13 protein-coding genes and 1 other RNA gene are annotated in these 12,973 nt (G+C 58.8%); 7 read left to right on the top strand and 7 right to left on the bottom strand.

Annotated features, from left to right (window positions below; translation table 11 throughout):
• Window positions 1-94: 94 nt before the first annotated feature.
• Both ABRP87_RS08445 and ABRP87_RS08440 read left to right on the top strand, forming a co-directional pair.
• Window positions 95-1,135 carry a DUF2786 domain-containing protein gene (locus ABRP87_RS08445; protein WP_349868329.1) on the top strand — a complete coding sequence of 347 codons (1,041 nt, stop codon included), beginning with the start codon at window positions 95-97 and terminating at the stop codon, window positions 1,133-1,135.
• Window positions 1,136-1,309: 174 nt separating this feature from the next.
• A complete protein-coding gene (locus tag ABRP87_RS08440) occupies window positions 1,310-3,073 on the top strand; it encodes a CYTH and CHAD domain-containing protein (RefSeq protein WP_349868328.1) in 1,764 nt (587 codons plus the stop codon).
• A 72-nt stretch (window positions 3,074-3,145) separates the two neighbouring features.
• Here ABRP87_RS08440 and ABRP87_RS08435 read toward each other — a convergent pair whose 3' ends face one another.
• Complete coding sequence (locus ABRP87_RS08435; RefSeq protein WP_349868327.1) at window positions 3,146-3,340, bottom strand: hypothetical protein; 195 nt, start codon at window positions 3,338-3,340, stop codon at window positions 3,146-3,148.
• 251 nt (window positions 3,341-3,591) lie between these two features.
• Between ABRP87_RS08435 and ABRP87_RS08430 the strand changes: the two genes are divergently transcribed.
• Window positions 3,592-4,866, top strand: a complete 1,275-nt coding sequence (locus ABRP87_RS08430) for a galactokinase family protein (RefSeq protein WP_284869819.1) — start codon at window positions 3,592-3,594, stop codon at window positions 4,864-4,866.
• A 3-nt stretch (window positions 4,867-4,869) separates the two neighbouring features.
• Here the strand turns inward: ABRP87_RS08430 and rnpB are convergent.
• From rnpB to ABRP87_RS08410, 4 genes are all read right to left on the bottom strand, one after another.
• Window positions 4,870-5,323, bottom strand: an RNA gene (rnpB, locus tag ABRP87_RS08425) — RNase P RNA component class A.
• A 15-nt stretch (window positions 5,324-5,338) separates the two neighbouring features.
• Window positions 5,339-6,499, bottom strand: a complete 1,161-nt coding sequence (locus ABRP87_RS08420) for a bifunctional RNase H/acid phosphatase (protein WP_284869842.1) — start codon at window positions 6,497-6,499, stop codon at window positions 5,339-5,341.
• Window positions 6,496-7,215 carry a zinc ribbon domain-containing protein gene (locus ABRP87_RS08415; RefSeq protein WP_284869818.1) on the bottom strand — a complete coding sequence of 240 codons (720 nt, stop codon included), beginning with the start codon at window positions 7,213-7,215 and terminating at the stop codon, window positions 6,496-6,498. Before ABRP87_RS08415 ends, ABRP87_RS08420 begins: the two co-directional genes overlap by 4 nt.
• On the bottom strand, window positions 7,216-8,358 hold the full coding sequence (locus tag ABRP87_RS08410) for a Nif3-like dinuclear metal center hexameric protein (protein ID WP_349868326.1): 1,143 nt from the start codon (window positions 8,356-8,358) through the stop codon (window positions 7,216-7,218). It lies immediately after the preceding gene.
• A gap of 93 nt (window positions 8,359-8,451) precedes the next feature.
• Here ABRP87_RS08410 and ABRP87_RS08405 point away from each other — a divergent pair, with 93 nt between their 5' ends.
• The gene (locus tag ABRP87_RS08405; protein WP_349868325.1) at window positions 8,452-8,943 is read left to right on the top strand and encodes a low molecular weight protein-tyrosine-phosphatase; all 492 of its coding nucleotides are present in this window, start codon (window positions 8,452-8,454) and stop codon (window positions 8,941-8,943) included.
• Between the two features lie 10 nt (window positions 8,944-8,953).
• Entirely contained in the window at window positions 8,954-9,913 is a 960-nt protein-coding gene (locus ABRP87_RS08400; RefSeq protein WP_284869815.1) for an SURF1 family cytochrome oxidase biogenesis protein, read from the top strand.
• On the opposite strand, the gene ABRP87_RS08395 is transcribed toward ABRP87_RS08400, so the two are convergent.
• Window positions 9,910-10,755, bottom strand: coding sequence for an ABC transporter permease (locus ABRP87_RS08395; RefSeq protein ID WP_349868324.1), 846 nt, complete (start codon window positions 10,753-10,755; stop codon window positions 9,910-9,912). The two genes, ABRP87_RS08400 and ABRP87_RS08395, sit on opposite strands and share 4 nt — an antisense overlap.
• Window positions 10,756-10,978: 223 nt before the next feature.
• On the opposite strand from ABRP87_RS08395, the gene ABRP87_RS08390 reads away from it, so the two are divergent.
• On the top strand, window positions 10,979-11,581 hold the full coding sequence (locus ABRP87_RS08390; RefSeq protein ID WP_349864315.1) for a TetR/AcrR family transcriptional regulator: 603 nt from the start codon (window positions 10,979-10,981) through the stop codon (window positions 11,579-11,581).
• A 262-nt stretch (window positions 11,582-11,843) separates the two neighbouring features.
• On the opposite strand, the gene ABRP87_RS08385 is transcribed toward ABRP87_RS08390, so the two are convergent.
• The gene (locus tag ABRP87_RS08385) at window positions 11,844-12,017 is read right to left on the bottom strand and encodes a hypothetical protein (protein ID WP_349864318.1); all 174 of its coding nucleotides are present in this window, start codon (window positions 12,015-12,017) and stop codon (window positions 11,844-11,846) included.
• A 381-nt stretch (window positions 12,018-12,398) separates the two neighbouring features.
• On the opposite strand from ABRP87_RS08385, the gene ABRP87_RS08380 reads away from it, so the two are divergent.
• A complete protein-coding gene (locus tag ABRP87_RS08380; RefSeq protein ID WP_349868323.1) occupies window positions 12,399-12,908 on the top strand; it encodes a hypothetical protein in 510 nt (169 codons plus the stop codon).
• The last annotated feature ends 65 nt before the right edge of the window (window positions 12,909-12,973 follow it).

The raw sequence follows: 12,973 nt of genomic DNA, 5'->3' as shown, positions 1-12,973 counted from the left end.
GCGGGGGTTAATGCAGCAGGTACGGCTTCGTGCACGTGCTTTGCTAGTGGGGCAAGCGAACACCTGTACAAGCTTTCTGAAGGAAGAAACTAGTATGACCTCCCACGTTGATGAACTTTCTGCCAGCGTTATCGATGCCGTAGTTACTGCCGCCCAATACGGGTGGTCCCCGGACGATTTACGCCACGTCCTGGGCGCTTATTCCTATCCCTTCATCTACCGCGCTAGCCCGCACGTACCTGCCCGCATCACCTCACCCGCGCTGCGCAAAGCGTGGCTGCAATTAGAAGCACCGCAAGAAAATTTCATTCCCCGCGATAAGCTGCGCGCCATCATGAAAGAGCTGGTGCACCTGCCGCGTTTGCGCGATACCGAGCTTTTGGCCGGCGGCGAGCTCAGTCAAGCCGATGGCTCTAGCGACAAGCAGGATAAAATCCGCCACAAGGTCTTGGGGCTATTGCGCAAGGCCGAATCCACGACCTTTGCAGAAGAGGCAGAGGTGCTTATTTCTAAGGCCCAGTCGCTGCAGCAGAAATACCGCATCGAGGATCTCTTAACCGTGGACCAGCCCCGCCTCATTTCCCACCGCGTGCACGTTCACCCGCCATATATCAAGCATCAGGTCACCTTGTTAGGCACCATCGCCAATGCCAATGGATGCACCACCCTCCTCATCCACGAAAAGGGCCTTGCCTGCATCATCGGCGCGCCCGAAGACGCCGCCCACTGCGCCGCTCTGTTTTCCTCGCTGAACCGCCAATGCGATTGGTACATGCGCAATAGTGAAGGTGCCGAGTTTGCACGCGCGACACAGACCACCGCGTCCTATCGCCGTAGCTTCCGGCTTTCCTATGCCGCTCGGATCGGGGAACTGCTGGAGCTGGCCAATGAAGACGGCATCGAAGAAAAACTCGATGAGTCTCCCTATTGCAGCCATCACGCTGAGCTCATCGCCACCCAGACGCTACCTGCACTCCAGGCCCGCACCGATCATGCCGAGGAAACCCGAGACCGCCTATTTCCCAACCTGACCACATCCTCGCTATCCATGAATAGTCTGCATGGCATCACTGATGGCATCACGGCTGCGGATAAGTCTCACTTGGGTGGGCCTGCCACTGGCATCGATTCTTAATACCGGCAGCCCTTGCTCCGTGGCCTCCCCTGTCTGCTTTCAGCCTCATGGTGTCGGCGGCACATTTCTACCCGTGCGCACAGCAAACGCTGCGAAATTTTTCAGGCGCGTGCTGCTCGTCACGGGTAGGATCACAGGTGAAATTAATTGTTGTAAAAGCTTAAGGGTATGTGAATGTCAACACAGACTTTTCTGGAAGTAGAAGCGAAATTCGCCGTAGCAGAATCGACTCAACTGCCTGAACTCACTCGACTCGAATCCGTTGACCATGTTGCAGAAACGCGCCACCACGCTCTATCCGCCATTTATTACGACACGGAAGATTTGCGCCTAACTCACGCCAAAATCACCTTACGCCGCCGCACCGGCGGCAATGACGATGGCTGGCACATCAAAATCCCCAGCGAGGGTGGCCGGACCGAGATCCATGCCGAATTAGGAGACCCAGTAGACGGCAAGTACGAGGTACCCCAAGAGTTGGTACAGCAGGTGCGCTCCATCGTTCGCCACAACGAGTTAAGCCCCATTGCGCAGGTGGATAATAACCGCACCGAGATGCTGCTTGCGGACGAGCACAATAATCCGGTCGCGGAATTCTGCGATGACCATGTCACCGCCTTTTCTTTCTTGCCCGGCGGGCAGCAGCAATCCTGGCGCGAATGGGAAGTGGAGCTGGCCGGTGAGCTTCCAGGCACTGAAGAAGGAAGCCAGTTCATCCGCCGCGCGACCTCTCTTCTCATCGGCGCCGGGGCTCGCGTTTCTTCGTCCCCGTCTAAGTTGAAGTCAGCTTTGGGAGATTCCTACAACAACGCTCCCCTCCCTCCCGCTCTCGTTACCCCAGACGTTGACGAGGATTCCCCGACCGCCGCAGTGATTGCAGCTCTGCAGGCTAACCGCGACAAGCTCATTGATTATGATCCGCGAGTTCGCCGCGATGAGTGGGACTCGGTGCACCAAATGCGCGTGGCCACTCGCGAACTGCGCAGCCACCTGCAGACTTTTCACGGCATTGTTGTCGGCCCGCAGATTGAGAAGATCGAAGCTGATCTCAAAGAGCTCGCCGGCATTTTGGGCGTAGCCCGCGATGCAGAGGTCGTGGAAGAGCGCTGGCAAGAGCTCTTGGAGTCCGAGGACTCCGATACCTTAGATGCCGCCACCCGCGAACACATCTCCCGCGACATGGGCACCGCCTACCGCCGGGCGCACCGCAGGGTTATCGCCGCGCTAAATTCTGAGGAATACCTCGAATTGCTCGAGTCCCTCGACCGCCTACTGGCTGATCCCCCAACGGCCGGTGCCCAATCTGCAGAAGATGCCGACGGCGAGGACGATTCCGCTACCGTGGACGCGGACGGGGACGGGGATACGTCTGAGGTTGCAGCCGAAAGTTCAGCCGATGAATCCGCGGAAACGCACCCCGCAGAGGAAGAATCGACCGCTGAAAAGAAGACGGAAAAGTCACCTTCCACCGGCGATGCGGAAGCCGAGGACGTCGATGCCGTCATGGCACGCCACTTGGAAAAGGCCTATAAGAAGCTAGTCAAGCGGCATAAGAAGGCCGTGGACAATTGGGATAACGCGGAGCTTTCGCTGCACGAGCGCGAGGATTATTTCCACGATATGCGCAAGGCTGCCAAGAAACTGCGTTACGCAGCAGAAGCAGCCGGTTCCGCGACGAAGCTAAAGACCAAGCGCCTATACAAGGCCTGCAAGAAGATGCAATCGGTCTTGGGGGATTTCCAAGACTCGGTTACCTCGCGGGATAAATTGCTAGAACTGGCCCACACTTCGCACCGCCGCGGGGAAGATACCTTTGGTTACGGCCTGCTGTACCAGCGCGAACGCGCCATCGGCCTAGCCGCCTTGGATGATTACAACGAGTCTTTCAAAGACATCAAGGCCGCGTTTAAGCCGCTGCGCAAGAAGCTGAAGAAGTAGCGCGCGTCAGCGGCACCAGTTATGGCGCGTTAGGCCGTATTGGTAGCTGCTAGATGGTGGTTGGGAAGTTAACTAGTCCCAGCCATCATCTTCTTTATCTGCAGCATCGGCTGCCTTGGTGCGGGCGCGCGCGATTTCTATGGCGTGCTCGGCCTCTTCGCGGGTGTCATAAGGCCCCATGCGGTTTTCCCAGCCGGATACTTTGCCCTTGCTGACTTCCTTGGTGGAAGGGTCGTAATACCACTTCTCATCTGTTGTAGTCGCCACGGTAGTCCCTTTCGTCTATATACTTTGGACAGCACGTGTGCGCTGCCCGCCTGTGGTTGGTGCCCACACTACCCATGCATGAAAACACGCGCCCGCTAGAATATGAGGGCAGTATTTCTTTTCATGCCTCCCTTGCACCGTCAAGCAGAGCAAGGGAGCCGCTTTATCGGCTACTTTGTCCATGGCGCTAGCCCGCGCCACGTAGCCGCGTGATTTTTATCCGCCGAATTGGAAAAGGAGCTTTTGCCTTCATGCCACTGTGGTCGACGCCTAAGTCCCCTATCGCTGAGCGCGTTGCACAACAACACGCCTCTATTGTGGGAACGGAGCCCACCCATGTCGCCAGCGCGCCCGCGACCTGGCCGCTCATTGGTGAGCATATCGATCATTATGGAGGCATCGTCGCCGCAAGCCTGTCGGATCTCCGCGCGGCTGCGGCCGTCAGTTCGCGCACGGATGGTATCGTTTCCGTCCACTACGTGCCGGCAATTGGGGAGCCTGCGCACGATTCCATTGGCCTCCAGGAGGTGGCTGCGCTCGCTGCGGCGCAACAGCCCACGACGGATTCGGAGGGGCAACCGGTCATTCCGCCCGCACCAGAAGGTGGGCTGGCCGCGCGCATCGGCGGCATCGTACACACCATGGTCAACCGCCAGTTACTGTCCAGGGAGACGGCTGGGGCGGATATCACCATCGTGAGCGATATCCCCAACGATATCGGCTTAGGCGCCGCATCGGCGGCGGATGTTGCCGTAGCGCTTGCCTTAATGGGCCCAACAGACAACCTCGACGCTCCCTTGCGCGTGCGCGTTGCGGATGTCTGCACCCAGGCGGTAACCACCTTTGCCCATAAGCCCGCCCTACGCGCGCGCCACACCGCCGCGCTGCGCAGCAGTGGCGACGGTGTGTGCATCATCGACTATGCCGATGGCTCGGTCACCCATGCGCCCCACGTCGTGGACCAAGACGTGGTGGCCTTCGCGGTGGCGGTGCCCGGGAACACTGCGGAAGAGCAGTCGCAGGCAATTGACGCCATCCGCCAACGCCAGCAATTTATCGATGATGCCTGTCATTCCTTCGGCACAGAGTCGCTGCGCTTATTGCCCGATGCACAACAGCGCGTGGTGGAGTGGCTCAAAGCAGTGCACAAGGTCTACGGCGAGGAGGGCCGCCCCAGCATCAATGCGGCTACCGAGTGGATGGCATTTTATGAGGAAGAGACCTCCCGCGTGGAGAACTTTGTGCGCTACCTGCGCTCGCACCGCCGCAACGAGCTTTTCCCCATTGTCTTGCAATCGCAGGCCTCGCTGACCAATATTTATGGCTTCGATTCCGCAGAAAAACTCGCGGAGCTAGTCACGGTCCGCGGCGCGGTGGCCGCGCGCTCGGCGCACGCGGGGCTATCTGGAGCCGTTATTGCTTATGTCCCCAGCAACCGCGCGGAAAACTTCGCGGCGGATCTAGCAGACGATGGCTTCCTGCTGGTGAAGCTGGCCGCAGGCGAGCCAGCCAAAGTAGAAGATTAAGGGCGAATGAGCCGGCCTATAAGCCGGATTCTGTCTAACCACGGCGCCCCATTAAACGGAACGCCGCGCGGCGAACATCCATCTAGACCAACCGTTGCCAGTTGGTTCCAGCAGCTACCTTCAGGCTCGAGCGAGCAGCCTTAAAACGCCTGATCGGGCCCTGCAACGTGGCAGGGCCGTGATGCCTTGCTCCCGGTGGGGTTTACCCAGCCACCGCCATCGCTGACGATGCTGGTGCGCTCTTAACGCACCGTTTCACCCTTACCTTGTGTCCCCAACTTGGGCCGAAGCACAAGTGGAGGCACAAGGCGGTCTACTTTCTGTTGCACTTGCCCGCGGGTCACCCCGGGTTGCCGTTAGCAACCACCGTGCTCTGTGGAGTCCGGACTTTCCTCGGCGCCCACGTAGCAGCACCAACGCTGCCCGTTTGCGGCGACGCGATCGCCCGGCCGGCTCATTCGCGCTCCTTAGTCTAGCGCAGCCCCTCCAGGTGTCCCACATCGTTGAATCCATGCACCATAGAGCCGCCGTCCCAGAACTCGACATCCGATAGCGCCGCCAGATCCAAAAACAGGTGTTGGAAGGTGGCAGGTCCTGCGTTTAGGGCCTGGCAGAGGAAGGATTTGATGGGGTTGACGTGGCTGACAATCAGCACCGTCTTGCCGCTATAGCGCCGCTGCAATTCCTTGCGGGCAGCCCGCACGCGGCGGTTGACGGCCTGCAGCGACTCCCCGCCGGGGCACGGTGTAGCGGCATCGTGGAGCCATTGCTCGTGGATCTCAGGGTCGCGCCGGTGCGCTTCGGCCGCGGTCTTTCCTTCCCACTCGCCAAAGTCCACCTCGCTCAGGCCCTCTTCGGTCACTACGCCGATATCGCGGCCATGCGCGACTGCGGCCGCCGTTTCTTGGCAGCGCTTAAGCGGCGAGCACACGATGGCGTCGATGGTGGTACCGGCAAGGGCCTGCGCGGCGGCCAGCGCCTGCTTTTTACCCAGTTCCGTAAGCTCCGGATTGGCGCGGCCAGAGTATTGCTTGGCGGCAGACATTTCGGTTTGGCCATGGCGCAGCAGAATGAACCGGGTTGTATCGCCGCGCTCGCCCAGCCAGTCGGAAGGGTGCGGCGCGGAGGTATCCCATTCCTGCTCGCCCTTAGCTGGCGCGGCATCGGACAAGGATTCGGCGGCAGGCTCGTCGGTCTCGCTCTTGACGATGCCCACCTTGTGCCCCGCCGCGGCCGCGTCCATCGCGTCATTGGATAGCGCATCCGCCACCTTGTTTTTCGCGCGCGGGACCCACTCGAGGCTGAAGGAAGAAAAGCCGTCGATAAGCGTGCGGGCCTTAAGGGCCAGCTTTTGCATATCCGGATGCTTGATTTTCCAGCGCCCGTTGATCTGTTCCACGACGAGCTTGGAATCCATATAGAACTCCACCTCACTGGCACCGAGCTCGGAGGCGGCCTCGAGCCCGCGCAATAAGCCGTGGTACTCGGCCACATTATTGGTGGCCTTGGTGCCTACCACATAGACGATTTCGCGCAGGATGGTTGTGCCATCCGCGGCATAAACGACGGTGCCTGAACCGGCTACTCCAGGATTGCCGCGGGAGCCGCCATCGGCGTAGACGATGACTTTCATGATGCCAGGCGCACCAGGTAGGAACCGCAGTCGCTGCATTGCGGCAACTCATCGGCAGGCGCATTGCGTACGGCATTTTTATCGGCGGGTGGCAAGACGATAAAGCAGCCACCGCAGGCCCGGTTGGCCTTAAACTGCGCTGCGCCGACGCCGTTTTCTTGCCGCTGCGCGTCGTATTCCTCGAGGACATCGGAGGGCAACTGCTCGCGCAAATCCGCAATGCGCACGGCGGGGTCGGGCTGGTTATCCGCGGCCTCTTGGGCGGCGTCGGCGGCGCGGCGCAGCATGTCCAGCTTGCGCTCGGAATCCGAGACGCGCGCGCCGTGGACGTCCAAGTTGGAGCGCAGCGCGTGGATCTCGTTGTGGGCTTCTTGCAGCTCACTCATCAAATCCGCGATGCGGGACTTGGTGGCGTAGAGATCGTGCTCGATGTCCTTGCGCTTTTCGGTATCCAATTCGGCGCCGAGCTGGCGCTTGTCATCGCGTTCGCGCCGACGCAGCTTGCGCTCATCGGCCTGGATGCGCAGGATTTCATTTTCCATGTCATCGACTGCCATCTGCGCGGAACCGGAGGCATCGAGCAAGCGCTTGTGTTCCTGTTGTGCCTTGTCATACTCGACCTTTTCTGGCAGCTCTTTTTCCCCGCCAATGCCTTGCGAGCGTTCCAGGTTGGCCAATTCCAGCAGTACCGGCTGTAGTTCTTGCGATAGTTTCACTTATGACTCCTTTGGGTGCGCGGAGATAGTCCACGGATCAGTTCGCAGGCTAATAATTTCCGTATCTAGTTCTAATGCTGCTTCTACGATATCGCTTGCTTGCGCCGTCCAGGGAAATTCGCTGGCCCAGTGGGCCGTATCGATGACGGCCGGTCCCCCGGCGCGCAAATGCTCGTCCACCGGGTGGTGGCGCAGATCGGAGGTGACATAGACATCGACGCCCAGCTTTGACGCAGCTGCCAGGAAGGAATCCCCGGCGCCGGACGAAACCGCCACGGTGCGCACAGTCTGTTCTGGGTCGCCGGCGGCCCGGATGCCCCACGCGGTCTCGGGCAGGGCATTGGCCACCTGCTGCGTAAACTCCCGCAGGGTCATCTCGCGGGGCAGCTCGCCCAAGCGCCCCAGGCCCAGCGCGGTATCAAGGTTGCCGCTTCCGGCCGTTTCCACAATGTCATAGGCGGGCACCTCATACGGGTGCGCCTCGTGCAGCGCCGCAATCAGCGTGGCCCGCAACGAGGCGGGAGCCACAAATTCCACCCGTACCTCGTCGCCGCGATGCAGCTTGCCGATGTCCCCTTCTACTGGGTCCGCGCCCTCTTCCGGTTTGAATTGGCCTGCGCCCGCGATATCGAAGGAGCAGTGAGAATAGGCGCCGATGTGGCCCGCCCCGGCATCGAAAAGCGCCTGCTTTACCTGCTCCGCACTGCCTGCAGGAATATGCACTCCCCACTTATCGATGGTCTCTGGGACCTCCGGCACGATGGGCCGCCCCGGAGTAATGCCCACGAGCTCCGCGAGCTTATCGTTAACCCCTGGCCGGGCCTTATCGGCGTTGGTGTGGGCGGCAAAAAGCGCCACGCCATTTTTAATCAGGGTATGGACAACCTTGCCCTTGGGCGTATCGGCCGCCACTGATTCCACGCCGCGCAGTAGCAGCGGGTGGTGGACTACCAACATATCCGCGCCGAGCTCAACCGCGCGGTCCGCAACCTCTTGGGTGCAGTCCAAAGCAAAGGCAACGGTGCGCACCTCGTCTGCGGGATCGCCGCAAATAAGGCCTACGGCATCCCACTTTTCGGCCAAATGGGGCGGGTAGGCCTGGTCCAAAACACGGCGCACATCGCCCACTCGCACAGCAGACATGGGGATACTCCTTTATGCTCGATTCTTGTAAATTACGCTAGTGCTATATCCTGTCTCCCGCACTACAGTACTATCTGCGCAAAGGGTTTTCGCATGACTGAATCTTCTTCTCACTCGGGTCTCTACCTCGTCTTTGTGTGCACCGGCAATATTTGCCGCTCGCCCATGGCCGAAATCATCGTTCGCGATGAAATGGAAGATGACATGCTCGATCTCCTCGCTACCGTGGATTCCTGCGGGCTCGGCGGCTGGCACGTGGGGCAAGGCGCGGATGAGCGGGCCGTGGCAGAACTGCGCCGCGCCGGACACGATGGGGCCTCCCACCGCGCATCCAAATTGGGCGAAGAGCACATGGACGCCGATCTCTTCATCGCGATGGACTCCGGGCACTATGATTCGCTCATCGATCTGGGCATCGACCCCGCCAAGGTTCGGCTGATGCGCAGCTTCGATCCCAATTCTTCGGAAGGCGCAGAGGTCGCAGACCCCTACTACGGCACCGAAGAAGACTTCGAAACCGCGCGCAAGAATATCGAAGCCGCCGTCCCCGGCCTGCTGGATTGGATTCGCGAAAACCACGACTAGACTTGGGGGCATGCTAAAGACGTTCCTCAAGCCTGGCTGGGTGCTCATGCTGCTTTTCGTGGTGGCATTTTCCTACCTGGCCTTTAGTGTCCTTGCCCCATGGCAATTGGGAAAGGACGATGACATTGTGGAACGCAATGAAAACATCACCCACGCCTACGAAGCCGATCCGCAGCCGATTGACCAGGTCGTGGACGCTGATGGAGCCATATCTGGCGATGAATGGTCCCGCACCACTCTGAAGGGCCACTACCTGCCCGAGGATGAGGTGCTGCTTCGCCTGCGCCCCGCCGGTTCCGGCCCGTCCTATCAGTCCTTGGTTCCTTTCCGCACCGATGCGGGCCTGACCATGCTGGTTAACCGCGGATGGGTCAGCGCTGAGGAGGGCAATGCGGTGCCGGATATTCCGCCTGCCCCCTCCGAAGAGATAACGATTACCGGCATGGTGCGCTCGAATGAGGCCGAGCACAAAACCGCCCCCATCACGCAGGAGGGCTACCAGCAAGTCTATTCCATCCACACCGAGCAGGTGGGCTCGCTTATCGGTGCTGACTTAGGCCAAGACTATATCCAGCTCTCCGAGGATCAGCCGGGCGTCCTCAACGCCATGCCCATCCCGCAGCTCGACCGCGGCAACCACCTCTCCTACGGCTACCAGTGGATTGCCTTTGGCATCATGGCCCCGCTGGGTTTGGGCTACTTTATTTGGTCCGAGATCCGCGAGCGCCGCCGCCTGCGCGAAGAAGAAGCCGCCATGCAGGCCCTCGATGCGGATGCGGAATCGCTTGCCGATGCCCCCACCTCCAGCCCCTCCGCCAACGGCGAACCTGGCTCCGACGCCGATACCACTGCCGCTGCCAACACCGATCCCGCACCTCTTGCCACCGAGCTGCGCAGCCGCTCCCGCTACGGCGATTCCAAGCCGGACCACTACGCCAAGCTGAAAAAGCGCCGCCGCGAGCGCTACTAACTTTCCGAGCTCACCTGGCCCGCACTCGATTCTGTAGCGCTGGCAGACCGGTCCCACATGAGTAATGCGAAGCCTACTGCTATCCAGGCCGCGAATACCCACCACGCGTGTCCAGCGCCTTGGCCATCAAAATAGGACAAGGAACGCACGAGGTACCCCGTAGCGCCAATGGGCATCCACTGCCCCAAGGTGGCCCAGCCAGCAGGGAGCAACCATGGTCCGGTGGCTAGGCCCGAGAGTGGGTTGCCAAGGAAGATAGTAAGCACCGCGCCAATTCCCACACCTGCGGTACCGATCACCGCAGCTAGACCCGCCGTGAGCAATGAGGTGGAAAGAATACCCAGCGCGATGGCCAACCATTCCATGCCAAAATTGCCAATTAACGTGCCGTACACGGTGTGCAGCATCCACGTGGCCACGAGCGATCCCACTGCGGCGATACCGACGAGTACTACAAACTTGGCCCACTTGCGGCGGCGGAAAACAAAGGTGGCAATGACTGCGGAAACGATGCCGCCAAAGGCCAAAGGCAGCCCCAGCAGTGCGATGCCATTAGCTTGCGGATCCTCCTCCGACGTCGGTGCAAGGTCTTCGGTAGAAATCTCCATGCCTTGTGCCTCAAGTGACTTACCTAATTGGTTCACCATCTCTGTGTAGGCAGCACCGTTGCCAGAGGCCGTATAGGTGTGTGCTCCCGATGGGGTGATAACCAGCCCACCTACCGCGTCTCGGTTTTCAATCGCATCGCGCACATCCGCGTCGGATTCATACACCCTTATATCGGGTCCGCCCTCGCCTGCTTTATCGGTCATGTGCTTGATCATCTGCTCTGGTCCGGACACAGCAACGGGCACGCCTTGCGGCCCGGAAGAAAAGTTGGGGCAAGGAAAGCAAATAACATCAGCCCGATAACGATTGGTACCCCAATCACGGCGGCGAAGATTTTTACGGTCGTGTTTTGCCGCGAGTGAGTCGCAGTAGAACTCATGACAATCCCCTTATCTGGAACACTGTATTTCAGTTACTTAAATAGAACATAGTGTTCCATTTGTTAAGATGTCAACCATGAGACAAGATGCAGCCAATAATCGTGCGGCAATAGTCACCGCAACCAGGCAACTACTCACCAGTGAGGGGCCTGGAATTTCCATGCGGACCATTGCGAAGGCCGCTTCAGTGGGCGTAGCCACGGCCACTCGACACTTCCCCGAGCGCATCGAGCTCCTCGACGCGGTAAGCGCGCAGGCAACGGCCGATATCGCCACAATCATCGATGCCCACAGTGCGGAATTTGCCAGCGATGCACGCACCGCGTGGCGCACCACCGTCCATTCCATAGGATCTTTGCAGCTAGCAACCCTCGCCCAAGCAATTTATGAAGATGCCATGCGCGATCCGGAGACGAGGAAACAAAAGGACCGCATCATTGAAAGGCGCGCCGAGGAATTAATCAGCACCTACGACAAGCTGCTGGACGCCGCCAAAAAGGCACACCTGTGTCCAGAAAACCTTAATGCGCTGGATTTTCACATAGGACTCGGGATAGTCACCCGCCCCATCCCGATAGAGCCCAAGACCTCGTTTACTCCAGACGCGCTTACCCCACGCCTCATAGACCTCATGCTTGATGGCCTAGTAGCACAAGCCGAAGCGAACGTTACCCCTTAAAGCCCATTTATCGAGGCTGCACACCGGAAACAACACATTTTCCGTTTAACCCGCGGGTTAGGCGGGGGTTATTTCATTTCTCCGGACACGATTCCGGCGCGCTGCTTGTCCCACTCGCAGTCACGGGCGTCTACGTGGTACGCTCCATATTGAAGAATATAGCTAGAAAAGACCCTAACACTTCGGTGTTGGGGTCTTTTCGTTTGTCAGGGGTTTTTGCGGGAAAAATTAAAAACTTTTTCTCAAAAATCGAGCGCCGGCATTAGCGCCGGCGCTTTTTCTTTGCCCTCCGGGCGGCACGATTCAAGCCAGCAGGGGCAGCAGAACGACGCGCATTTTTATCCATAAGCTCGGCAAACTCACGCACCGCAAGCACTAACTCCTGGTGCTCATCACTGACGTAAAACTCGCGCCCCGCCCGGAGATCACGAGTCATCTCTCTAACGACACGAGCCGCGTCAGCTACCTCCTCTCTGGGGGTACGCAGCTTCAGCGTGGCTTGCTCATGCGCCTGCGCCAGCTCCTCTTGGTGCTGTCGCCTACGACGCGCTGTGTGGCTTTCTAAGCGATTGAAGACGCGGTGCGGGGGTGCTTGGGTTGGGCAAGGCGCTTAAATCGCTCAGGTGCTCACACCTTACCCCGCTTTCTGCCACCTGTCGCCGCAGCCGAAACCCCCACTCCGCAACCGCTGACCCGACAACAACGCCGCAAGCTCGAGCGCGAACAGAAAAAAGGGGCGCTAATTCTCCAGATTCGTTAGTCGGATTTCTATTTCAAAGTGTTGCAGACTTCTTTATCCACCCACATAATCACTTTTATGAGAATTAAAACCAGGTCAACTTGTACTGTCGTTGCAACTGTTCTTTCTGCCCTCGCCCTCTCTTGCCCGCTAGCATCTGCTACTTCGACTGAGATATCAGAAGGCGCATCACCTCGGGCTGAGGTGAAGCCTGGAGATAGCTTTACTTTTACGCTTGATGAGGAAACATCGAATGATGGAATATCAACTCGCTCTTTGAATGCAGGTGTATGCACTGGAACATTTGCGAATCCCCAGGTAGAAGCCGGAGGAATTCTCTCTTATGGATTGCATGTCCGGTGTACTGGAACTGGGTTTCTTCCTTTAAAAGCAAAGATCAGGCTTCAAGAAGAACATCTCGGATTTGCTTATGAGACAGTAGATGAAACCTCTAAGAATCTTCCTGAGGGTGGCTACGGATTTGTTCGTGGAGAAGCGATCTGTGACCCAACTACTTCAGGGCATGATTATCGAATTGATGGAGAGATTTTTGCAGGAAGGCATCATGACATTGGTGAGAGTGTCTAATGGTTTGTGTGTAGGTTCCCAACCTGCATAAGGAGATAAGCCAGAATGACTAGTGTGGCACGACG

It is taken from the genome of Corynebacterium sp. KPL2830, assembly GCF_040225635.1.
Classification (GTDB): domain Bacteria; phylum Actinomycetota; class Actinomycetes; order Mycobacteriales; family Mycobacteriaceae; genus Corynebacterium.
This window is presented reverse-complemented; position numbering and strand designations above follow the sequence as displayed.

Bases quoted from the DNA above. Each gene is read 5' to 3' on its own strand.
- ABRP87_RS08400 (WP_284869815.1), top strand. From the start codon at position 8,954: ATGCTAAAGACGTTCCTCAAGCCTGGCTGGGTGCTCATGCTGCTTTTC.
- ABRP87_RS08390 (WP_349864315.1), top strand. From the start codon at position 10,979: ATGAGACAAGATGCAGCCAATAATCGTGCGGCAATAGTCACCGCAACC.
- ABRP87_RS08380 (WP_349868323.1), top strand. From the start codon at position 12,399: ATGAGAATTAAAACCAGGTCAACTTGTACTGTCGTTGCAACTGTTCTT.
- ABRP87_RS08385 (WP_349864318.1), bottom strand. From the start codon at position 12,017: ATGACTCGTGATCTCCGGGCGGGGCGCGAGTTTTACGTCAGTGATGAG.
- ABRP87_RS08420 (WP_284869842.1), bottom strand. From the start codon at position 6,499: ATGAAAGTCATCGTCTACGCCGATGGCGGCTCCCGCGGCAATCCTGGA.
- ABRP87_RS08440 (WP_349868328.1), top strand. From the start codon at position 1,310: ATGTCAACACAGACTTTTCTGGAAGTAGAAGCGAAATTCGCCGTAGCA.
- ABRP87_RS08430 (WP_284869819.1), top strand. From the start codon at position 3,592: ATGCCACTGTGGTCGACGCCTAAGTCCCCTATCGCTGAGCGCGTTGCA.
- ABRP87_RS08445 (WP_349868329.1), top strand. From the start codon at position 95: ATGACCTCCCACGTTGATGAACTTTCTGCCAGCGTTATCGATGCCGTA.
- ABRP87_RS08410 (WP_349868326.1), bottom strand. From the start codon at position 8,358: ATGTCTGCTGTGCGAGTGGGCGATGTGCGCCGTGTTTTGGACCAGGCC.
- ABRP87_RS08405 (WP_349868325.1), top strand. From the start codon at position 8,452: ATGACTGAATCTTCTTCTCACTCGGGTCTCTACCTCGTCTTTGTGTGC.